We start from the raw sequence: 20,555 nt of genomic DNA, 5'->3' as shown, positions 1-20,555 counted from the left end.
GGGGGGTGCAAGGAAAGGGGAAAGGCCCGGCAGCCGGACCGGCGCCGGGGTCACGCCAATGTCATCCGCCGGCCGGGCAGGGCGCGCTATCCTTGGGCGACCAAACGGGAAAGGCCGGCCCATGTTCAGCATCCTTCGCCCCGCGCTTCTGGCCCTTGCGGTCATGGTTCCTGCGGCGCACCCCGCCCTGGCCCATCACGGCTGGTCCTGGGCCGAGCCCGAGCAATCGCGGCTGGAAGGGGTGATCGAGGAGATCTCGATGGCTCCGCCCCATCCCAGCCTGTGGGTCAGGGCGGCCGACGGCACCGTCTGGTTCGTGGAACTGGGCAATCCGGGCCGGACGACGCGGTCGGGTTTCGGGCCGGACACCGCGGCGATCGGCGATGCGATCACCGTGATCGGCAACCGCGACCGCGACCGGGCCGAGGCGCATATCAAGGCCGTCCGCATCGTCATCGACGGCCGGAACTATGACATGTATCCCGAACGCATCCGGTCTGACTGACGGGTGATGGAGCTTGCGGCCTGGATCGAGGCGTCAAGCCTGGCCCGGATGCTGCGCGGGTCCGGCACCGTCTACATGGTCCTGAACGCCACACATATCCTAGGGATCGGGCTGCTGCTGGGCGCGATCCTGCCGCTGGACCTGCGGATGCTGGGCGTGCTGCGCGGGCCGTCCTTGGCCGTGATCGGCCCCTTCCTGTCGCGCATGGCGGGCGCGGGGCTTGGCCTGGCGATGCTGACAGGGTTCTGCCTGTGGTCGGTCGGCGCGACGGAATACCTGGGCAACGCCGCCTTCCGCTGGAAGTTGGTCCTGCTGGTGGCGGCGCTTGGCAATGTCGCCCTGCTGCACCGGCTGGGCTGGCAAAGGGTCGTGGTCACCGGGGTTGCTGACACGGCCACGCGGGTGCTGGCCGGGATCTCGGCGGTTCTGTGGCTGTCGGTGCTGCTGGCGGGTCGCTGGATCGGGTTTCTTTAGGCCAGCGTCAGGCGGGCGTCTCTGCGGCGCAGATCCGCGACCCAGGCGGCTTCGGCGCCGAAGTCGTGGGGCACCTGGTCGGCGGTGCGCCGGCCCGACAGGCTTTGGCTGGCGAAGAAATCGAAGCCGTAAAGGGTCAGGCTTGCCAGCGACGACCGCAGCAGCAGGTCGATCAGCATCGCCCCCGTGGTGGGCGGCGCGGCCAGCCTGTCCTTCAGCGCGTGATAGTCGGGCAGGGGATGCAGATAGAAACCGGGGCTGCTGGCGACCTGCCAGCCCAGCCTCTTGCGCTTGGGCGACATCCACAACAGGCGCGAGGGGTTCAGCCGGGTGCGATCCTCGTCCGCCAGGCGGACCGCCAGGGCCAGCCAGTCGGTGCGGGTGCCGTGGCTGTCGGGGCTGGGCATCGGCGCACGGTTGATGCGGATCACCAGATCCACGGCATCGATGGCCGCGCCGTGACGGGTTTGCGCCAGAGACCGGGCATTGCCGATCAGCGCGACCCGCTTTCCTTCCAGATCCGCCAGCAGGTTGCCCTGCGGGACCGACAGGGATTGCAGCGCGGTTTCATCGCGCATCAGGCGGGCGGAATAGAAGAACAGCTTGTTCATGGCCGGGCCAGCAAATCGTTGTAGATTGCCACCAGGGCACGGGCCTCGCCTTCTATCGCGTGGTTGGTGGCGACATGGTCGCGGGCGGCGCGTCCTGCGGCGGCGCGGACCGCGTCATCGTCCAGCCAAAGCCGCAGGGCTTCGGTCAGCGCATCCAGATCGTCGGGCGGCACCAGGCTGCCGGTGACCCCATCGCGGATCAGCGTCTCGTAGGCGCCGACGCGGGCGGCGACCGCGGGCACGCCGCAGGCCATCGCCTCCAGCGGCGTCAGGCCGAAGCCCTCCCACCGGGCGGGGGCCGCGAACAGGTCGAGCGCCTGGTAATGGCGCACCACCTGGTCCCAGGGAAGTTCGCCCAGGAAGCGGATGCGGTCTTCCAGCCCCGCCGCGCGGATTTCACTTAGCAATTCGTCGGCGAAGGCGCGGTTGTCGGGCGTGATGCGGCCGGTGAAGACGATCTTCACGCGCGGGCGGTCCGGCAGCAGCCGCAGCCCCGCGCGGACCAGAAGATCCACGCCCTTCTGCGCGCGCACCCGGCCGAAGCAGCCGATCAGCACGGCATCGGGGTCAAGGCCCAGTTCGCGCCGCAGCGCGGCCTTGTCGGCGGGTGGCTGGAAGACCGTGGTATCCACCCCGTGCATCACCACCGTCGCGGGCCGGTCCAGATAGCTGGCCGCCTTGTCCGATGTCGCGACAAGCGCGTCCTGTTGGCGGATCAGCCATTTGGTGAAGCCCGTATGGCGGCGCTGCGCGGCGGATGTGAACAGCAGCCGGTACTTGCGCCGCAGCAGGTGGCGCAGGATCAGGCCAAGCGCCATTTCCGTGTTGCGTCGCGCGTGCCAGACCCGCCACCGGTCGCGCGGCATCAGTGCGGCGCGGGCCAGGGGGATGTGCGGCACCTCGGGCGGAAGGCCGGGGCCGGTGGCGCGGATCGCGATGGTGCGGGCCTGCACCGGGATCAGCCGGACCACGGTCGCGGTGACGCCCGACAGGCGGCGCTTGAGGTTGGGGGCGACGACCAGCGGGTCCGTCATCGGATCAGGCATTCCGGGCCTCGGGCGTCAGGAAGTACAGGGCGAACCCGATGGCAAGCGGGACCGCGAAGAACCCGAACAGCATAGCGAAAGCCTGCGGCGGGGCATAGGCCGCAGCGGCTGCCTGGAACACGGGCCGGGAAGCGAACTGCATCACGCCGACGCCGCCGATCGAGATCATGTTCAGGAAGGTCACCCCCCGCCCCACAAGGTGATCCGGCAGGAAGGACCGCCCATGCGCCATCAGCAGCACATAGCCCGCCCCCGACAGCCCGATCAGCGCCAGCATCACCACCGCAAGCCCCAGCCCCGGATCGGGGTTCATGACCAGGAACCCCATCACCGCCAGCGTGCAGCCGGTGAAGATCAGCACCGTCCGTCGCAGGCTGCCCACCAGCCGCACGGCTGGGGCCACCAGGAAATTGCCCAGGATCATCGCCACGCCCATGGCCAGCGTCGCCCGCCCGATCAGGATCGCATCCGCGTCGAAGACCCGTTCCAGGTAGGGTGCCGCCCAAAGCCCCCGGATCGCGCCCGAAGCCGCGTAGTTCACGAAGAACAGCGGCAGGATGAACCACAGGGCGCGCAGGCGCAGCACCTCGGCCAGCGACCCCTGCGGATGACCGGCGCCCAGCTTCGCAGGATCGCGCACGGTGCCCGCGATCAGCAGCGCCACGCCGACTGTGGCAAGGCCAAGGCCCGCGATGCTGGCGCGCCAGCCCAGCGTCTCGATCGCCCAGACCAGGGGCGTCGCACCCAGGATGTTGCCCAGCGAGCCAAAGCCCACGATCATCCCCGCCATCGCCCCAAAGGCCGAGGCCGGATATTCCCGCGCGACGATGTAATAGGATCCCATCAGCGCCGGCGCGCAGCCCACGCCCAGCAGCGCCATCGCCAGATGCAGGTGCCACGGCGCCCCGGCCAGGGCAAAGACCGCCGCCCCTGCGCCGCCCGCGCCGCCCAGCAGCAAGGCCACCGTCAGGCGCGGCCCGATCCGGTCCAGCATCCGCCCCACCGGGATCTGCATGGCCGCAAAGGCCGCGAACCACAGCCCCGACGACAGCGCCAGATCCCCCGGCCTGGCCCCCAGTTCCACCCCAAGGACCGGCGTCAGGACCGCCAGGAACGCGCGGTAGAACTGGCTGAGGACATAGGCCAGCACCAGGCTGACGATGCCCAGGGATAGGACCGGCATTCTTTGCGCTCTCCCGTCGCGGTTCGGGCGCAGGCTGTGCGATCGCCGCAAAAGGTGCAAGACGTGCAATCGTCCCCGCGCGTCAACTTGACCAGCCCCGGCCAGCGGACTAGCACCAAACGCGACGGCGCGACCAAGGACCGGAGGAACCATGTCCGACAGCTATTCGCTTCTCATCCTGCCCGGCGACGGGATCGGCCCCGAAGTCATGGCCGAGGTCGTGAAGGTCATCGACTGGTTCGGGGCCAATCGCGGCATGTCCTTCGACATCAGCGAAGGCCTGGTCGGCGGCGCCTCGTACGACGCGCATGGAACGCCCCTGACGGATGAGACGATGGCCAAGGCGCAGTCGGTGGACGCGGTGCTGCTGGGCGCGGTGGGCGGCCCGAAATACGACGTGCTGGATTTCAGCGTGAAGCCCGAACGCGGCCTGTTGCGCCTGCGCAAGGAAATGGACCTTTACGCCAACCTGCGCCCCGCGCAATGTTTTGACGCGCTTGCCGATTTCAGCAGCCTCAAGCGCGAGGTGGTGGCGGGGCTGGACATCCTGATCGTGCGGGAACTGACCTCGGGCGTTTATTTCGGCGAACCGCGCGGCATCCATTCCGACGACAACAATCCCGACAACGAGGGCGGCCGCGTCGGCATCAACACCCAACGCTACACATCCGGCGAAATCCGCCGCGTGGCCCGTTCGGCCTTTGAACTCGCGCGGCGCCGCAACAACAAGGTCTGCTCGATGGAGAAGGCCAACGTGATGGAATCCGGCATCCTCTGGCGCGAGGAGGTGCAGTGGGTCCATGACAACGAATACCCCGACGTGGACCTGACCCACATGTATGCCGACAACGGCGCGATGCAGCTGGTGCGCAACCCGCGCCAGTTCGACGTGATCGTGACCGACAACCTGTTCGGCGACCTTCTGTCGGATGCCGCCGCCATGCTGACCGGCAGCCTGGGGATGCTGCCCTCGGCATCATTGGGCGCGCCGATGGCGAATGGCCGGCCCAAGGCGATGTACGAACCCGTCCACGGATCCGCCCCCGACATCGCGGGCCAGGGCAAGGCCAACCCCATCGCCTGCATCCTGTCCTTCGCCATGGCGCTGCGCTATTCCTTCGACCAGGGCCAGGCCGCCTCTGATCTGGAACGGGCGGTGGAAAAGGTGCTGGCCGACGGCGTGCGGACCGCAGACCTGATGGGACCGGAAGGCGGCACGCCCGTGTCCACCGCCGAGATGGGCGACCGGATCGTTGCGGCCCTGTCGCAAGCCTGATGGAAGCCGCGTCCAACGTCCGTGGCGCGGCCCTGGCCCTGCTGGCGATGGGCATCTACGCGACGCATGACGTGGTCATCAAGGTGCTTGGGGCGCAGTATCCTGCGCTGCAGGTGCTGTTCTTCTCGTCACTGCTGTCCTTCCCGCTGGTGATGGTCATCATCATGCGCGACCCCACGCCGGGCACGCTGCGTCCCGCCAATCCCGGCTGGGTCGCGGTGCGCACGGTGGTGGGGGTGATCGCCGGGATGGGCAGCTTCTTCGCCTTTTCCCGACTGCCATTGGCGCAGGTTTATTCGATCCTGTTCGCAGCGCCGCTGCTGGTCACGATCCTGTCGATCCCGATCCTGGGGGAAAAGGTTGGCCTGCATCGCTGGGCGGCGGTGGTGATCGGCCTTCTGGGGGTGCTGGTCGTGCTGCGCCCGGGCGCACAGCCGCTGGAATGGGGCCACCTTGCGGCGCTCGCCTCGGCCATCGCTTCGGCCACGACGGCGGTGATCCTGCGCAAGCTGGGCCGGTCGGAACGCCCGCTGGTGCTGTTGATGTGGCCGATGCTGGGCAACTTCCTGGCCACCGGAGCGTCGCTTGCGGTTGATTACCGGCCGATGGAACTGGCGCATCTGGCGCTTGCAGGGGTGATCGCCTGCCTTGGCCTTGTCGCGGGCTTCCTGCTGATCCTGGCCTACCGGGCCGGAGAGGCCGCGATCGTCGCGCCGATGCAGTATTCCCAGATCCTCTGGGCCACCGCCTATGGCTGGATCTTCTTCAACGAGGTTCTGGACCTGCCCACCTTCGGGGGCGCCACCATCATCATCGCATCGGGCATCTATATCGTCTGGCGCGAAGGCCGTGGCGGCAATTCCGCCAACCGCCCGGTGATCGCCTCGCGCATCCGCGCGGAAACGGTAACGGCGCCACGCACGACGCTTCTGCAAAGAATATGGCCGCCGCGGCCCTGACGGGGCTTGCAATCCGCCCGGCCCCGCGCTACCTGCCCCGTCACGGTCGGAGCGTAGCGCAGCCTGGTAGCGCACCTGCTTCGGGAGCAGGGGGTCGGAGGTTCGAATCCTCTCGCTCCGACCATTTATCCCGATAATCCCTTCAGGCCTGCCCGATCAGCAGCATTACCAGCGGTATCGTCACGATGCTGGCTGCGGTCGAAATCAGGATTGCCGCCGATACCCTCTGCTGGGCCACGCCGAAATACTGCGCCAGGATATAGACATTGCCCGCCACCGGCAGGGCCGCCGCCGCGACCATGACGCCTGCCGCCACCGGCTCGACGCGCAGCGCCCAGGCTGCCAGTCCCACGGCCAGCGGATGCAGGACCAGCTTGGCTCCGCTTAGCCAGGCCGAGGCCGCAAGCCGCCCGATCCGCCGCCCCGCCAGGCTGGCGCCGATGGCGAACAGCGCGCCGGGCGTGGCCGCAGCACCCAGCATGGCCAGGAACTCGTCCAGGGGGACGGGCAGGGGCAGGCGCATCTGCGCCCAAGCCAGGCCCGCCACCATCGACAGGATCATCGGGTTGGCGACGATGCCCCGCAGGATCGGGATCACCGTCGCCAAACGCAGCCCGCCGCTGCGGCCGGCATGGATGATCAGGGTGATCAGGGTGGAAAAGACCAGCATGTCGATGGTCAGCACCATCAGGACCGGCCCGACGGCCCGTTCGCCCAGCAGCACCACCAGCATCGGCACCCCCAGAAAGCCGGTGTTGCCGATCATGCAGCACTGCGCCTCCATCGCCGCCTCGGCCACGGGCAGGCCGCGGGCCCGGGCGGCGGCCAGGCCGATCATCCAGACCGCAAGCGACCCCCCCAGATAGGCCAGGACGAACCGCCCGTCGAACAGCGCCGCCAGATCCAGCCGGGCGGCAAAGCGGAACAGCATCGCCGACAGCGCGAAATAGAAGACGAACTTCGTCAGCCATGCCGCGCCTTCCTGCGGAAAGAACCGCGTGCGGGCGGCCAGCCAGCCCAGCCCGATCAGCCCGAAGAAGGGCAGGGTTTTCAGAAAGACCGCCAGCATCTTCTGTGCCTAAACATCCTCGGGGGGTGAGGCCGCCACGGCAGCCGCGGGGGCGGAAGGCCCCCTTTCCACGGTGAATTCGCGAACGCCGCCACCGATGTCGCTCTGACTGACCAGGCGGTGCCCGCCGGTGTCGCAGAAATGCGGAACATCGACCTGCGCCATGGCATCCGTGGCCCACAGCCGCACCCGTGCCCCCGGCGGCTGGTCCAGCAGCAGCTTGCGCAGCCGCAGCACCGGCAGCGGGCACAACAGCCCGCGCGCATCGATCACCGGGTCTTCGGTCACTGCACGCCCGTGACCTGATCCAGGCACCATTCCGCCAGGGCCCCCGGGGCGACATGCTGGCCCATCCCGTCGCAAAAGCGGGCGAAATCCTCGCGCTGTTCAGGGGGCACATGCAGCAGGACCGGCACGTCCTGTGCCACGGCCTGCGCAATCACGCTGCGAAAGCCGCGGCCGATGGCCTCTTGCCGGCCGAACTTGGGCAGGATCAGCAGTTCCGCCCCCGCTAGCCGGACCGAGACTCGCGCCGCCGCCATTTCCAGCGCACCGGGATCCAGCCGACAACCGCTGGACCCGCCCCCCAGTGACTGGGATATGCGGATCGGCATGTCCTCCTCGCCGATGACAAGCACGTCCATGTCGCAGGCGCAGTCGGCGCCACGATCCGTATTGACCTGCACGGCCCCGGCCAGCCGCAGCCCCGCATCGGCAAGGCTGGCGGTCAGGCGGGCGAGGATCCGGTCGGCCTCGCCTGGCGGGGCGTCGTCTTCAAGGCTGAACCATCCCAGCATGGCCGTCATACCCCGCTGTCCAGGGCGAATTTCATCAGCCCGTTGATACCGTCCACGCCCAGCTTCTTCTTCAGCGCCGACGAGGTATTGGCTGCCGTCTTGTAGCTGACCTCCAGCTCGTCCGCGATGGCCTGCAGGCTGAAGCCCCGGCCGATCAGCGCCAGAACCTGCCGCTCGCGGTCCGACAACGCCCCCAGCGGATCGGCCGAGGCCCCCGCCCGCAGCGTGGCAAGCGCCATCGCGTGCTTGGGCGACAGATAGAATTCACCCGTTTCCAGAACCCGCACCGCCTCGCGGAAATCGGCGGGGGGCGCGTTCTTGGACAGGAAACCCTGCGCGCCGGCCTGCAGGGCACGGGCTGCAAAGCCGGTCTGGTCGTTCATCGAGAAGATCAGGATCCGCGCATCGGGCGCGGCGTCGCGCAAGGGCGTCACCAGGTCCAGCCCCCCCGCCCCCGGCAGGCTGATGTCCAGGACGATCAGGTCCGGCGCCTCGCCGTCCGACAGTTGTGCAAGGGCATCCTCGCCCGACATGGCCTGGCCGATCCGGTCGTATCCCAGGTCGCGCAAAAGGCGGTTCGCGCCCAGGTGGGTGATCGGGTGGTCGTCGATGACAAGCGCGGATTTCATCTGGTCTTGGCCTTCATTCCGCCTGCGGCAGGGGCAGGCTGGCGCTGATGGTGGTTCCCCCCGCCCCCGAGGACAAGGTCAAATCGCCGCCCAGCAGGGTGATGCGTTCGCGCATCCCGGTCAAGCCGGTGCCTTCGCGGCTGCCCGGCGCCATGCCACGGCCGTCGTCGGACAGCACCATCCGCCAATGCGCGGGATCTGTCCACAACCGTACGATGACGCGTTCCGCCCCGGCATGGCGCAGGGCGTTGGTGGTGCCTTCCTGCAGGATGCGGAACAGGGTCAGGGCAGTCGCCTCATCCGGTTCGGGCATGCCGGGGGCCAGGTCCAGGTCGATATCCAGATCCGGGAAGCGCCGCCCCAGGTCGGCCACGTAATCCCCCAGGACCGTGGCCAGCGGCAACTGCCCGATCGCCATCGGCCGCAGGTCGCCCAGCAGGGCGCGGTTCACGCGGGCGATTTCCTCGGCGATCTGGGCAATGGCCTGGGCATGGGCCTCGACGGCGGGGGTGGTTGCGGCTTGGCGCAGGGCGTCGGCCTCGACCCGCAGGCCGAACAGGCAGGGGCCCATCTCGTCATGAAGGTCGCGGGCGACCGCCTTGCGTTCCTCGTCGCCGCGCGTCACCACGCGGCGCTGCAGCCGGGCGCGGTCGGCCTGCGCCTGTTGCAAGGCCTGCGCCAGGTCGTCCACACCTGCCGCGATGGGGGTCAGGTCGCGCTGCGCCACCGGCCCCACGCGCGCCGCAAGGTCTCCGCGGCGCAGGTCGGCCAAGCGGCTGGCGATCGCCATGACCGGGCGCAGCGCCTGCCGCGTCGCCAGCAGGATCAGCAGCCCTTGCACCACCGAGGCCAGGGCTGCCAGCCCTAGGAAGGCCGACAGGTTGCGCCAGGCCAGGGCGATCTCCTCGGCGGGATCCGTGGCGATGAAGACATAGCCACGCGGGCGGCCCTGGATCACCACCGGCAGCCGCGTTTCCAGCAGATCCGGCGCAACCAGCAGGGCGAACCATCCCGGCGCCGACCGATGCGCGGCGGCGGGCGCGGGGGCGCGGCGCACGACGCCGTCCAGGATGTCCACCGTGCCCAGGGTCACGTGGCGGGGCACGACCAGGCGTTCGGGCAAAAGCTGCATGATCCGGTCGGGCGGCACGGCGCCATGCATGGTCCCCACCGTCGCCAGCACCAGGGCGCGCGCCGTATCAACCGCCAGCCGGGTTTCCGTGGCGATGTCGCGGCGCGCGCCTTCCAGGCTGGCCGCGGCAAGCGCCGCGAACAGCGCCGCCTGCACGGCCAGGATCACCAGAAGAATGCGCTGCGTCAGGGAAAGCCTGTTCATGGCGCGCAGATTGGCCGAGCGGCCCGGTCGCGTAAATGCCGCAATCGCCGCTTTTCGCGCCCGCGCGCCCGGCATAGAAGGAAGCCATGACCGACTACGACACCCTTTCCGCCCGAATCCGCGCCCTGACCGAAGGCGAGACCGACGAGGTCGCGCTGATGGCCACGCTGGCCTGCGAAATCCACCAGTCCGACGACCGCTTCGACTGGACCGGCTTCTATCGCGTGGTCGCGCCCGGGTTGCTGAAGATTGGTCCCTACCAGGGCGGCCACGGCTGCCTGGTGATCCCCTTCTCGCGCGGGGTCTGCGGGGCTGCGGCGCGCACGGGTCAGGTGCAGCTTGTGCCCGACGTGGACGCCTTTCCCGGTCATATCGCCTGCGCCAGTTCCACCCGATCCGAAATCGTGCTGCCCTTCTGGGGCAAGGACGAGCGGCTGATCGGCGTGCTGGACATCGACAGCGACCAGCCAGGCGCCTTCACCGACGAAGACGCCACCCGTCTGGCCGCCATCCTGGAGGAGGTCTTTGCCCATGTCTGACTTCACCGGGCGCTGCCTGTGCGGCGCCGTCACCTTTGCGGGCCGCTGGGGCGGCGATGACCTGCGCGCCTGCCATTGCAGCCAGTGCCGCCGCTGGTCGGGCCATGTCTGGGCCGCGGCCGAGACCGCCGACCTGACGATCCGGGGCGAGGTGAAGTGGTTCCGATCCTCGGAGGAGGCCGAGCGCGGCTTCTGCCCCGAATGCGGCAGCAGCCTGTTCTGGCGCAGGCGGGACCGCGAGGGGATCGAGGTCGCGCCGGGCGCCGTGGACAGCCCCACCGGCCTGCGGATGGCGGGGCATATCTTCGTGGCCGACAAGGGCGACTACTACGACATTGCCGACGGATTGCCGCAGGATCCGCAGGGATGATCTGGGACACCGTCGCGAACATCCCCTTGGCGCAACTGGCGACCTTTGTCGCGGGCGGGCTGATGCTGAACGTGGCGCCGGGGCAGGACGTGTTCTTCGCCAGTGCCTGCGGCATCCAGGGCGGGCCGCGGGCGGGCGCTCTTGCGGGCTTTGGCGTGGGCCTGGGCGTCCTGATGCATGTGACGCTGGCGACCGTGGGCCTGGGCGCGGTCGTCGCCGCCCATCCCGAGGCGCTGCTGGCAGTCAAGTATGCAGGCGCGGCCTATCTGCTGTGGCTGGGCTGGAAAAGCTGGCGGGCGGGTCCGGCGGATCCCTCGGCGCGGGGCAGCGTCCGGCCCTGGACCATCATCCGGCGCGGCTTCCTGTCCAATGCGCTGAACCCCAAGCCGGTGCTGTTCCTGCTGGCCTTCCTGCCGCAGTTCACCAATCCCGCCTGGGGCCCGGTCTGGCAGCAGATCCTGGGGCTGGGGCTGATCTTCACCTTTACCGGCACCCTGGTCACGATGGGCTATGGCATCGTCGCGGGCTATGCGGGCCACGTGATCGGCAAGCGCCTGGGGCTGATCAACAAGATCGCCGCGGTGATGTTCGCGGGCCTGGCGTTCCGGCTGGTCGCGAAGTGAGCGATTTTCCCTATGCCCCGCCGTCCGAGGCACCGAAGGTCCTGCACGCCGACCACGAGATCCTGGTGGTCGACAAGCCCGCCGGCCTTCTGTCCGTGCCGGGCCGGGGCGAGGGCAAGGACGACTGCCTGATCAACCGGTTGCGCGGCGCCTTCCCGACCGTGCTGCTGGTCCATCGGCTGGACCAGGACACCTCGGGCGTGATGGTCTTCGGGCTGACGCCCCATGCGCAGCGGACCCTGTCCCGGCAGTTCGAGGAACGCCGCGTCAAGAAGGCCTATCTCGCCCGGTTGGCCGGACGCCTGGAACCCAAGGCCGGCACCGTCGATCTGCCGCTGATCGTCGATTGGCCGAATCGGCCGCGCCAGAAGGTCGACCACGAGCAGGGCCGCCCGGCGCAGACCGACTGGCGGGTGATCCGCGCCACGGACGCCGAAACGCGCGTCCGGCTGTTCCCGCTGACCGGCCGCAGCCACCAGTTGCGCGTCCACATGGCCGAAACCGGCCATCCGATCCTGGGCGATCCGCTTTACGCGACCGGCGCCGCCGCCGATCATCCGCGCCTGATGCTGCACGCAGAAAGCCTGCGCCTGCGCCATCCCGACAGCGGCGTGCAGGTCACCTTCAGCCAGCCCGCGCCGTTCTAGGCGCCGATCACCTGTTCGGCGACCTGTTCGGACCGCAGCATGTCCTCGAGCGTCAGCGATTCGATCAGGATGAGGTAGGACCAGAAGATTTCGGCGAAGACCTTGCGGATGCGGCAGGACGCCTCGTCCCGGCAGTCCTCGCAGCGTTGATAGGCGCGGCGCGACAGGCAGGGCAGGGGGGCAATCGGGCCGTCGATCAGACGCAGCAGTTCCGATATGGAGATGTCGCTGGGCCGCTTGATCAGCAGATAGCCGCCCGACCGGCCGCGGATGGAACTGACCATTCCCGCGTTGCGGATCTCCAGAAGGATCTGTTCCAGAAAGCGTTTCGGCGTGTCCGACCGCCGGGCGATCTTTTCGATGGTCAAGGCCTCGGGGTTGGGCTGGGCAGCCTCGTCCCCCAGCACCAGCATCGCTTTCAGCGCGTATTTCATCTTCTGCGTGATCATGGCCCACCCTATGCCGGTAAAATACCCACATCAAGGTCGAGATTTAAAGGCAAGCCGGCCGTTCCAATAAATACGACTAAGACGGTGGACATTTGCTGTTTATCTGTCACTCTGAATGCGGGAACTGCTTTCGAGGACATGCATGACCACCCTGGACCTGATCGACCGAAAGATCGTCGCCGCCCTGATGCAGGATGCGACCCAGCCGATCGCGCAGATCGCGGACCGCGTGGGCCTGTCGCAGACCCCGTGCTGGAAACGCATCCAGAAGCTGGAAGCGGCGGGCGTTCTGACCGGGCGCGTGGCCCTGGCCGATCCCGCCAAGCTGGGATTCGGCCTGACCGTCTTCGTGGGGATCGAGGCTGCGGATCACGGCGCGACCTGGCGCGACGCCTTCATGGCCGCGATCCGCAGCTTTCCCGAGATCATGGAAGCCTATCGCATGGCCGGAGAGATGGATTACCTGCTGCACGTCGCGGTGCCCGACATGGCAGCCTATGACGACTTCTACCGCCGCCTGACCGACGCCGTGCCGATCAAGAACCTGACCTCGCATTTCGCGATGGAGCGGCTGCGCCACACCACGGCCTATCCCATCAATACCCGTGACCGCTGAGAGATGGATCTTCTCCTGCAACGGGGATCTTTGGGAACTAAATCACGACTAACCTAGTAGTGTTATCGGAACAGAAGGAAAAGGAATCGCGCCATGTCGAAGACCCTGATCGTTCCCGGCCTGGACGGATCCCCCGCGCCCCACTGGCAGGACTGGTGGGCGCGGACCGATCCCGAGGCCATGCTGGTCGACCTGCCCGATCCGCGCCGCCCTGTCCGCGAGGCATGGGAGGCCGCCCTGGCGGTGATGATCCTGCGCCATCCGAACAGCATCCTTGTGGGCCATTCGCTGGGCGCGGTTCTGATCGCGCAGATGCTGACCCATTGGACCGGCCTGCGGGTGCGCGGTGCCGTTCTGGTGGCCCCGGCCGATCCCCAAGCCTCGACCGGCGACTGCCACCGCATCCGGCGGTTCGGCCGCCTGCCGGACCGGCCCCTGGATGTGCCGGCAGTGCTTGTAGCCAGCCGGAATGACCCCTGGATGTCCTTTGACCGCAGCCAGATCCTGGCCGAGGATCTGGGTGCCGACCTGATCGACATGGGCCGTGCGGGCCATATCAACGTCGCCTCGGGCTTCGGGCCCTGGCCCGGCGGCAAGGTCATTCGCGACCGGCTGATGGACCAGACAGCGCGCCCGTCGATCCTGCGCAGGCTGTTGGGGCAGACCCCGGCCGCGCGGCGGCCAGGCGCGTGATGCCCGCCCCCGGCTTTGGGCGCGGATCCGGCCGCAGCGCCGATCAGCGTGCCGAACCCTGCCCGATCATCGATTTCGGAGTGCCCTGCATGTTCGATCTTCAGACTGAAATGCACTTGCGTCGCGCGGGCCGGGACGACGAGGCTTGCGGCGCCCGGCCCGGCCACGGCCGGATGCTGCTGGTCCTGGCCAATGTCACGGGCCTGGCCCTGCTTGCCGCCGCGCTGGCCTGACGATCAAGGCTGGCCTGACCGTCAAAGCTGGTCAAGAAAGCCGCGCAGCACCAGAAGCCGCGCGGTTGTCACGTCCACGATGCTGTCGGGCGCCATGGCGTCGTCATTGGCCCAGATGCGGAACGTGTCCGCCAAGGCGTGCGAGATCGCCTCGGCCAGCAGATCCGCGTCGGCGCGGGCGTCCTGGCCCAAGCGCAGCACGGCCAGGTCCGACAACTGATCCGACAGCCGCTTCAGCGAACCATAGAAGATCGGCACCAGTTCGGGCGCCTTGTTCAGCAGCCGGTCGATCAGTTGCGACATCCCCCGGTCCAGGTCGCTGCTGCACAACAGCCTGCGCAGCGCCTGCAGAAGGTCCGGGACAAGCGGTCCCGACGATTCGCGGAACCAGGCCACGGTTTCCTCGTCGAAGGATACCGTCTCGCCGATGATCGCGGCTTCCTTGTTCAGGAAATAGTTGAAGAAGGTCCGCTGGCTGATCCCGGCCTCGGCCGCGATCATCTCGGTCGTCAAGCCCTCGTAGCCTTGGCTCAGCGCCAGAGACAGGGCAGCCCGCTGGATCTCTCGCGAGGTTTGCAGTCGCCTGCGGTCACGAAGCGTTGATTTCAAAGCCATGTCAGCCCTCGCAATTCATTACAAGCAAATATTGCACAGAATGCATTATTGTGCAACAAGCCTGCCAAGCACCGTCGTCCCGGCGGCCATCTTTGTAGGAATCTCTGATGTATCGTATTCGCCCGGTGGTGTGCCTGTCTTTTCTGGCGCTCTGGTTCCTGTCCTTGCCTGCCCTGTCCCAGAACGCGCAGATGCCGCCGCCCAAGGTGGGCGTCGTCACGCTGCAGCCGCAGTCCGTCCCGCGCATCGTGACCTTGCCCGGACGCGCCATTGCGCAGTCCGAAGCCGCGATCAGGCCCCGCGTGACCGGCCTGGTGACCGAGATCCTCTATGAACCCGGTGCGGCGCTTGATGTCGGTGCGCCGATGTTCCGCATCGATCCCACCACCTACGAGGCGAACCTGAAAAGCGCCCAAGCCCAGGTCACTTCGGCCCAGGCGGCCCTGACCCAGGCGCGCACCTCGTTCGGCCGGACGGAACGGCTGCTGGGATCGGGGACCACCCAGGCGCAGGTCGACGAATCGCGCGCCGCCCTTGAACAGGCCGAGGCGGCCCTGCAATCGGCCGAGGCCGCGCTGACCCTGGCGCAATCCGAACTGGACTGGACCACCGTGACCAGCCCCATCAACGGCCTGGCCAGCGTGGCGGCCGTGTCGATAGGCGATCTGGTGACGGCGGGGCAGGCCGACCCGTTGGCGACCGTGACGCAACTGGATCCCATCGACGTGGACATGTACGAGCCTTCGGCCCGCCTGCTGTCCCTGCGCGACGACATCAGCGAGGGCCGGTTGCAGTTGAAGGAAACCCTGCAGGCCACGCTGACGCTGGAAACCGGCGAAACTTATGCCGCCACGGGCGAACTGGTGGCGCCCGGCTTCACCGTCTCGACCTCGACCGGGGCGGTGGACACGCGCTTCCGCTTTGACAACCCGCGCCGCCTGATCCTGCCCGGAATGTTCCTGCGCGGCCAGATCGACCTGGGCACGACCGAGGCTTTCCTGGTCACGCAGAACGCCGCGACCCGAAGCAAGACCGGCCAGTTGACGGCCTGGGTGATCCGCGACGGCAAGGCCACGCAGGTGGATCTGGTCGATGACGGCACCTATCAGAACCACTGGATCGTGACCGACGGGCTGGAACCGGGCGAGCTGCTGGCGGTGGACAACCTTGCGGCGCTGTCCGACGGCGCGACGGTGACAACCGTGCCCGTCACGCTGGACGAGAACGGCGTGGTGCGCGAACAGCCCGCCGAAACTGCCGCCGAAACTGCCGCCGGACCGGACGCCGAACCAGACGCCGCAACCGGGGCCGATCCGGCCCCCGCCGACGCCGCCCCGGCCGAGTAAGCGCATGGCCCGTTTCTTCATCCACCGCCCCGTCTTCGCCTGGGTTCTGGCCTTCGTGACCATGCTGGTCGGCGGCCTTGGCCTGCAGACCCTGGCGATCGAGCAATATCCCCAGATCGCCCCCACCACCGTCCGCATCAGCGCGACCTATACCGGCGCCTCGGCCGAGATCGTCGAGAACTCGGTCACCACCGTCATCGAGGACGCGATGACCGGGATCGACGGGCTGATCTACATGACCTCGAACTCGACGCCGGGTTCGGCCTCGATCTCGCTGACCTTCGATGACACGGTGGATGCCGACATCGCGCAGGTGCAGGTGCAGAACAAGCTGCAACTGGTGACCAGCCAATTGCCCAACATCGTGCAGCAGCAGGGCGTGAACGTCTCGCGGTCCACGTCGTCGATCCTGCTGGTGGGGGCGCTCACCAGCAGCGACGGCAGCCATTCGACCGTGGAACTGGGCGACCTGGTGTCCCAGATGATCGAGGATCCGGTCAAGCGGACGCCCGGCGTGGGATCCATCAACACCTTCGGGTCGGGCTATGCGATGCGCATCTGGCTGGATCCGATGAAGATGGCGCAATATCAGGTCACGCCCGCCGACGTGACCGCTGCCGTGTCCGAACAGAACACCAACGTCACGGTGGGCGATCTGGGTGCCGAACCCAGTGCCGAAGGCCAGCGGCTGACCCTGACCCTGTCGGCGCAGTCGCAGTTCTCCTCGGTCCCCGAGTTCGAGCGGATCCTGCTGCGCGTGGACCCGGACGGATCGACGGTCTTCCTGGGCGATGTCGCCCGCATCGAGATCGGGCAGGAATCCTATGGCGGGGCCGCTCGCTATAACGGCAATCCGGCGGCGGGCTTTGGCGTGAACCTGGCGACGGGGGCCAATGCCGTCGATACCGCCCATGCCGTGCGCGAGGTCATCGACGGCATCGCGCCCTCGCTGCCTGCGGGCGTCGAGGTTGTCTATCCCTATGACACGGCCCCCTTTGTCGAGGAATCGATCAACCAGGTTTACCACACCCTGGCCGAGGCCGTGGTGCTGGTCTTCCTGGTGATCCTGGCCTTCCTGCAAAGCTGGCGTGCGACCATCATCCCGGTCGTCGCCATCCCGGTCGTGCTGCTGGGCACCTTTGGCGTGCTGGCGGCGGCGGGCTTTTCCATCAACACGCTGACCATGTTCGCCCTGGTCTTGGCCATCGGCCTGCTGGTCGATGACGCCATCGTCGTGGTCGAAAACGTGGAACGCGTGATGGAGGAGGAGGGCCTTGGCCCTGTCGAGGCGACCGAGAAGAGCATGGGGGAAATCACCTCGGCTCTGGTGGGCATCGTCATGGTGCTGTCGGCGGTGTTCTTGCCCATGGCCTTCATGTCAGGCGCGACGGGGGTGATCTATCGACAGTTCTCGCTGACGATCATCACGGCGATGGTCCTGTCGCTGGGCGTGGCCGTGATCCTGACACCCGCCATGTGCGCAAGCCTTCTGCGGCCGCGCAAGCATGGCGACGGGATCGCGCCCGCCCGCTGGTTCAACCGCAACCTGGACCGCGCCACCAACGGCTATGGCAATGCGGTGGCCCGGCTGGTGCGCCGTCCGTTCCGCATGCTGATCGTGCTGGCGGTCATCGGCTTCGGCGCCGCCGCGCTTTACGAACGCCTGCCCGGATCCTTTCTGCCCGACGAGGATCAGGGCGTGATGCTGGTGATGATCGAAACCCCCGAGGGATCGACCACCGCCCAGACCCAGGCCCTGGTCGAGAAGGTCGAGGAATACCTGCGCGTCCAGGAAGCCGAGACGGTGGAATCGACCTTCTCGGTCCTGGGCTTCAGCTTCGGCGGCTCGGGCCAGAACCAGGCCATGTTGTTTGCCAAGCTGCGCGAATATGACGAACGGCCGGACCTGGACGTGGCGTCCCTGGTCACGCGCGCCAACGGCTATTTCTTCATGAACAATCGGGCGGGCCAGGCCTATTTCCTGCAACCGCCGGCCATTCCCGGCATGGGCGCGTCCTCGGGCTTCTCGATGTATCTCGTGGACCAGTCGGGCCGCGGGCAAGAGGCGCTGACGGCCGCAGCCGACCAGCTTGTCGCCACCGCGCAGGAAGACGGCCGCGTCACCAACCTGCGCGGCAACGATGCGCCCTTCGAGACCTCGTTGCGGCTGGACATCGACCAGCAGAAGGCAGCGGCCTTCGGCCTGTCGATATCCGAGGTGAACGCGATGCTGTCGGTGATCTTCTCTGGGCGCGACGTGAACGACTTTGCGCTTGGCACGGAACTGCGTCCTGTGATCGTCCAGGGCGAGGCCGATGCCCGCTCCCAGCCCGAGGATATCGACCGCTGGTTTGCCCGCAATGCCGAAGGCGACATGGTCAATTTCGGCGCCTTCACCACCCGCGTCTGGGACCAGGAGCCGCAGGCCCTGGCCCGCTATGGCGGCACCCGCGCGCTGGAACTGTCGGGCGCCGCGGCCCAGGGCCTGTCGTCGGGTGCCGGCATGGACGCGATGGAGGAGATGGTGGCCGAACTGCCGGGCGGCTATGGCAGCGCCTGGACGGGCCTGTCATATCAGGAACGGCTGTCGGGCAACCAGGCGCCCCTGCTGTTCGCGCTGTCGGCCCTGGTCGTGTTCCTGGCCCTTGCCGCGCTTTACGAAAGCTGGACCGTTCCCCTGGCGGTCATGATGACCGTGCCGGTGGGCATTCTGGGGGCCTTGGCTGCCGCGCTGTTCTTCGAGCAGACGAACGACGTCTATTTCAAGGTGGGCCTGCTGACGACCATCGGCCTGGCCGCGCGGAACGCCATCCTGATCGTGGAATTCGCGCAATCGCTGGTGGCGCAGGGCCGTCCGCTTCTGGAAGCCGCAATCGAGGCCTCCAAGATGCGCCTGCGCCCGATCCTGATGACCACCTTCGCCTTCATGCTGGGCGTGCTGCCCCTGGCCATTGCCAGCGGCGCGGGGGCGGGGGCGCAGAACTCGATCGGGATCGGGGTTCTGGGCGGCATGGCCTCGTCGGCGGTGATCGGGATCTTCCTGGTGCCGGTCTTCTATGTGGTCGTGCTGAAGGCGGTCGAGCTGGTCAAGAAAAGAAGGGGAAAACCCGCATGAGTTTCCGATTGCACCGCCGCGCGATGCTTGGTTCCGTTCTGGCGCTTGGGGCCTGCGCGGCGGTCGGACCTGATCCGAACGCCCTGCCGACCCCCGCCGTCCCTGCCGGTTTCGACGAGGGCGAGGGGGCGGCGACGCCTGCGCAAACCGCCTTCTGGTCGGGCTACAACGACGCCACCCTGAACCGCCTGATCGGCCAGGGCATGGGCCAGAGCTTCGACATCATGGCCGCCAACGAACGCATCCGCGCGGCCCAGGCCGATGTGCGGGCCGCCCAGCCCTGGGCGTCCCAGATCGGCGGCACGACCACGGCGGGGCGGGAACGGGCGGGCGGCGACGGCATCGCCGCCGGCACCGCCAACACCGCCGCCCTGTCGGCCAGTTTCGTCTTCGACCTGTTTGGCGGCGCGCGGCGCGCCCGGGAAGGCGCAGCGGCCGCCTTGCAATCGGCCCAGGCCCAAGCCCAGACCGTCCGCCTGGCCTGGCTGGCCGAGGTGATCGCCGCCTATGCCGACGCGCGCTTCTTCCAGCAGGCCCTGGCCCTGACCCGCGACACGATCCGCACGCGCGAAGGCACGCTGGACGTGACGCGCAACAGCCAGTCGGTGGGCATCGCCACCGAATACGACGTGGCCCAGACCGAGGCGCTGCTGCAAACGGCCCGCGCAGACCTTCCGAATTACGAGGCGCAGTTCAATGCCCAGGTTTATCGACTGTCCACGCTGCTGAACCTGCAGGCCGCGCCGCTGATGGGGCAGATGCGCGGTGGATCGGCCCAGTTGCGCACGCCCCCTGGTCCCGGCACCGGCGTTCCCGCCGACCTGCTGCGCTCGCGCCCCGACATCCGCGCGGCGCAGGCCGACTATGCGGCCGCGCTTGCTGCAGTGGGGGTGGCCACGGCCGACCTGCTGCCCGCGATCTCGCTGACCGGGCGGGTCACTGACCAGGGCGGGGCCACCGCCTGGGGTTTCGGCCCCGGCCTGTCGCTGCCGGTCCTGAACCAGGGCGCGCTGCAGGCCACCCGGTCCCGCCGCCTGTCCGAAGCGCGCGGGGCCGAGATCGCCTGGAAATCCGCCATCGCCGCGGCGGTCGAGGATGTGCAGACCGCCCAGTCGAACCTGCGCCGCTTCCGCCAGCGGGCCGCGACCCTGGAAGGGGCTGCGGCGTCGTATGACCGCGCCTATGCCTTAGCCCGCCAGAACTTCGAGGAAGGAGCCCTGGCATTGGTTGATTTGCTGGAGGCTGACCGGTCCCGTGCAAGCGCCCGGCTTGCCGCCGCCCAGGCCCGGAATGCTGCCGCCAAGGAATGGGCGACGCTGCAGATCGCCACGGGGGCAGGATCGCGGTAAGGCATGGTGCGTGTGAACACGCACCCTACGCCGCCACGACCGTAGGATGCGTGCTTGCACGCACCTTGCGCCCGC

Annotated in this window: 24 protein-coding genes and 1 tRNA gene; 15 read left to right on the top strand and 10 right to left on the bottom strand. The window is 68.1% G+C overall.

Going from position 1 to position 20,555, the window contains the following annotated elements; all coding sequences use genetic code 11:
• Positions 1–121 precede the first annotated feature (121 nt).
• Together FIU66_RS13290 and FIU66_RS13285 are read left to right on the top strand one after the other, a co-directional pair.
• The gene (locus FIU66_RS13290) at positions 122–505 is read left to right on the top strand and encodes a DUF6152 family protein (protein WP_167623211.1); all 384 of its coding nucleotides are present in this window, start codon (positions 122–124) and stop codon (positions 503–505) included.
• Positions 506–511: 6 nt separating this feature from the next.
• Positions 512–979, top strand: a complete 468-nt coding sequence (locus FIU66_RS13285) for a DUF6644 family protein (RefSeq protein WP_240544698.1) — start codon at positions 512–514, stop codon at positions 977–979.
• On the opposite strand, the gene FIU66_RS13280 is transcribed toward FIU66_RS13285, so the two are convergent.
• Genes FIU66_RS13280 through FIU66_RS13270 form a run of 3 tightly spaced genes read right to left on the bottom strand, consistent with a single transcriptional unit; the run spans position 976 to position 3,819 of the window.
• Positions 976–1,590, bottom strand: a complete 615-nt coding sequence (locus tag FIU66_RS13280; protein ID WP_167623209.1) for a glycosyltransferase family 29 protein — start codon at positions 1,588–1,590, stop codon at positions 976–978. The two genes, FIU66_RS13285 and FIU66_RS13280, sit on opposite strands and share 4 nt — an antisense overlap.
• Positions 1,587–2,624: a glycosyltransferase family 4 protein gene (locus FIU66_RS13275; protein WP_167623208.1), complete on the bottom strand. Its 1,038-nt coding sequence runs from the start codon at positions 2,622–2,624 to the stop codon at positions 1,587–1,589. The genes FIU66_RS13280 and FIU66_RS13275 overlap by 4 nt, the downstream gene beginning before the upstream one ends.
• Before the next feature lie 4 nt (positions 2,625–2,628).
• The gene (locus FIU66_RS13270; RefSeq protein ID WP_167623207.1) at positions 2,629–3,819 is read right to left on the bottom strand and encodes an MFS transporter; all 1,191 of its coding nucleotides are present in this window, start codon (positions 3,817–3,819) and stop codon (positions 2,629–2,631) included.
• 151 nt (positions 3,820–3,970) lie between these two features.
• On the opposite strand from FIU66_RS13270, the gene leuB reads away from it, so the two are divergent.
• The 3 genes from leuB to FIU66_RS13255 all read left to right on the top strand — a co-directional run bounded on the left by leuB (position 3,971) and on the right by FIU66_RS13255 (position 6,178).
• Positions 3,971–5,095, top strand: coding sequence for a 3-isopropylmalate dehydrogenase (gene leuB, locus FIU66_RS13265; protein WP_167623206.1), 1,125 nt, complete (start codon positions 3,971–3,973; stop codon positions 5,093–5,095).
• On the top strand, positions 5,095–6,054 hold the full coding sequence (locus tag FIU66_RS13260; RefSeq protein ID WP_167623205.1) for a DMT family transporter: 960 nt from the start codon (positions 5,095–5,097) through the stop codon (positions 6,052–6,054). The genes leuB and FIU66_RS13260 overlap by 1 nt, the downstream gene beginning before the upstream one ends.
• A gap of 47 nt (positions 6,055–6,101) precedes the next feature.
• Positions 6,102–6,178 (top strand) — tRNA-Pro (locus tag FIU66_RS13255).
• A gap of 18 nt (positions 6,179–6,196) precedes the next feature.
• Here FIU66_RS13255 and FIU66_RS13250 read toward each other — a convergent pair.
• The 5 genes from FIU66_RS13250 to FIU66_RS13230 are packed head-to-tail and all read right to left on the bottom strand — an operon-like array spanning position 6,197 to position 9,885.
• Complete coding sequence (locus tag FIU66_RS13250; protein ID WP_167623204.1) at positions 6,197–7,123, bottom strand: AEC family transporter; 927 nt, start codon at positions 7,121–7,123, stop codon at positions 6,197–6,199.
• A 9-nt stretch (positions 7,124–7,132) separates the two neighbouring features.
• A complete protein-coding gene (locus FIU66_RS13245; protein ID WP_370528921.1) occupies positions 7,133–7,411 on the bottom strand; it encodes a sulfurtransferase TusA family protein in 279 nt (92 codons plus the stop codon).
• Complete coding sequence (locus tag FIU66_RS13240) at positions 7,408–7,920, bottom strand: DUF2478 domain-containing protein (protein ID WP_167623202.1); 513 nt, start codon at positions 7,918–7,920, stop codon at positions 7,408–7,410. Before FIU66_RS13240 ends, FIU66_RS13245 begins: the two co-directional genes overlap by 4 nt.
• Positions 7,921–7,925: 5 nt before the next feature.
• Positions 7,926–8,549, bottom strand: coding sequence for a response regulator transcription factor (locus tag FIU66_RS13235; protein WP_167623201.1), 624 nt, complete (start codon positions 8,547–8,549; stop codon positions 7,926–7,928).
• 13 nt (positions 8,550–8,562) lie between these two features.
• Positions 8,563–9,885, bottom strand: a complete 1,323-nt coding sequence (locus FIU66_RS13230) for an ATP-binding protein (protein WP_167623200.1) — start codon at positions 9,883–9,885, stop codon at positions 8,563–8,565.
• Between the two features lie 86 nt (positions 9,886–9,971).
• Here FIU66_RS13230 and FIU66_RS13225 point away from each other — a divergent pair, with 86 nt between their 5' ends.
• The 4 genes from FIU66_RS13225 to FIU66_RS13210 are packed head-to-tail and all read left to right on the top strand — an operon-like array spanning position 9,972 to position 12,064.
• Positions 9,972–10,424, top strand: a complete 453-nt coding sequence (locus tag FIU66_RS13225) for a GAF domain-containing protein (RefSeq protein WP_167623199.1) — start codon at positions 9,972–9,974, stop codon at positions 10,422–10,424.
• A complete protein-coding gene (locus FIU66_RS13220; protein WP_167623198.1) occupies positions 10,417–10,794 on the top strand; it encodes a GFA family protein in 378 nt (125 codons plus the stop codon). Before FIU66_RS13225 ends, FIU66_RS13220 begins: the two co-directional genes overlap by 8 nt.
• Positions 10,791–11,417, top strand: coding sequence for a LysE family translocator (locus FIU66_RS13215; protein ID WP_167623197.1), 627 nt, complete (start codon positions 10,791–10,793; stop codon positions 11,415–11,417). The genes FIU66_RS13220 and FIU66_RS13215 overlap by 4 nt, the downstream gene beginning before the upstream one ends.
• Positions 11,414–12,064, top strand: a complete 651-nt coding sequence (locus tag FIU66_RS13210; RefSeq protein WP_167623196.1) for a pseudouridine synthase — start codon at positions 11,414–11,416, stop codon at positions 12,062–12,064. The genes FIU66_RS13215 and FIU66_RS13210 overlap by 4 nt, the downstream gene beginning before the upstream one ends.
• Here FIU66_RS13210 and FIU66_RS13205 read toward each other — a convergent pair.
• Entirely contained in the window at positions 12,061–12,513 is a 453-nt protein-coding gene (locus tag FIU66_RS13205; protein WP_167623195.1) for an Rrf2 family transcriptional regulator, read from the bottom strand. The two genes, FIU66_RS13210 and FIU66_RS13205, sit on opposite strands and share 4 nt — an antisense overlap.
• Before the next feature lie 142 nt (positions 12,514–12,655).
• Between FIU66_RS13205 and FIU66_RS13200 the strand changes: the two genes are divergently transcribed.
• From FIU66_RS13200 to FIU66_RS18060, 3 genes are all read left to right on the top strand, one after another.
• Positions 12,656–13,129 (top strand): Lrp/AsnC family transcriptional regulator, encoded by a 474-nt coding sequence (locus FIU66_RS13200; RefSeq protein WP_167623194.1) that lies wholly within the window; start codon positions 12,656–12,658, stop codon positions 13,127–13,129.
• A 93-nt stretch (positions 13,130–13,222) separates the two neighbouring features.
• A complete protein-coding gene (locus tag FIU66_RS13195; RefSeq protein ID WP_167623193.1) occupies positions 13,223–13,822 on the top strand; it encodes an alpha/beta hydrolase in 600 nt (199 codons plus the stop codon).
• A gap of 89 nt (positions 13,823–13,911) precedes the next feature.
• Complete coding sequence (locus FIU66_RS18060) at positions 13,912–14,055, top strand: hypothetical protein (RefSeq protein ID WP_210254091.1); 144 nt, start codon at positions 13,912–13,914, stop codon at positions 14,053–14,055.
• A gap of 21 nt (positions 14,056–14,076) precedes the next feature.
• Here the strand turns inward: FIU66_RS18060 and FIU66_RS18030 are convergent, their stop codons facing one another.
• Positions 14,077–14,670, bottom strand: a complete 594-nt coding sequence (locus FIU66_RS18030; protein WP_191307848.1) for a TetR/AcrR family transcriptional regulator — start codon at positions 14,668–14,670, stop codon at positions 14,077–14,079.
• Between the two features lie 107 nt (positions 14,671–14,777).
• Here FIU66_RS18030 and FIU66_RS13180 point away from each other — a divergent pair, with 107 nt between their 5' ends.
• From FIU66_RS13180 to FIU66_RS13170, 3 genes are read left to right on the top strand one after another with little or no spacing between them, the layout of a single operon-like run.
• Positions 14,778–16,016, top strand: a complete 1,239-nt coding sequence (locus FIU66_RS13180) for an efflux RND transporter periplasmic adaptor subunit (protein ID WP_167623191.1) — start codon at positions 14,778–14,780, stop codon at positions 16,014–16,016.
• Positions 16,017–16,020: 4 nt separating this feature from the next.
• The gene (locus tag FIU66_RS13175; RefSeq protein WP_167623190.1) at positions 16,021–19,131 is read left to right on the top strand and encodes an efflux RND transporter permease subunit; all 3,111 of its coding nucleotides are present in this window, start codon (positions 16,021–16,023) and stop codon (positions 19,129–19,131) included.
• Positions 19,128–20,480 (top strand): efflux transporter outer membrane subunit, encoded by a 1,353-nt coding sequence (locus FIU66_RS13170; RefSeq protein WP_167623189.1) that lies wholly within the window; start codon positions 19,128–19,130, stop codon positions 20,478–20,480. The genes FIU66_RS13175 and FIU66_RS13170 overlap by 4 nt, the downstream gene beginning before the upstream one ends.
• Positions 20,481–20,555: the final 75 nt, after the last annotated feature.

Origin of the sequence: Paracoccus sp. AK26, from assembly GCF_011801365.1 — a bacterium.
GTDB classification, from domain to species: domain Bacteria; phylum Pseudomonadota; class Alphaproteobacteria; order Rhodobacterales; family Rhodobacteraceae; genus Paracoccus; species Paracoccus aerius.
This window is presented reverse-complemented; position numbering and strand designations above follow the sequence as displayed.